This is a genomic window from Acinetobacter endophylla (assembly GCF_053543775.1).
This window is the reverse complement of record NZ_JBLVOM010000159.1, coordinates 1-396: the sequence shown is the minus strand read 5'-3', so window position 1 is coordinate 396 and position 396 is coordinate 1. Positions and strand designations below refer to the sequence as shown.

Here is a 396-nt window from a genome sequence, read left to right as displayed (position 1 = left end):
TTTTTTTCAAATTATATTGGCAATAATTATAATTTTAACTGCATCTTTTTATCTATCAGATGCTAATAAGTTGTTTATCTTTCAAATGATAGCTATATGTTTACTCACTGTAAATCTCAGATATATGTTGCTTTATATTTTACAAGGTACCAATAGGATCAAAGAGTACGCACAAATTACTATGGTGGATAGGTTATTGTACTGTGGGCTAATTATTGTTTTATTATTAGCTGGTGTGAGGGATTATAGGATACTAATTGTTGCTGATTTAATCGGGAAATTTATCTCATTGCTGTTTGCTATGTATAGTTGCAAAGATATTGTATTTCAAAGAGTATCTACATTTTACTTTAGCTTGAGAGAGACGATCGAGAATATTAATGTTGGAATAAAGTT

At 28.8% G+C, this 396-nt stretch carries 1 protein-coding gene; it reads left to right on the top strand.

All coding sequences use genetic code 11. The features are described from left to right. Positions 1-396 (top strand): hypothetical protein (locus ACNPNW_RS06140; protein WP_448766729.1); only part of this gene is annotated, 396 nt, incomplete at both ends.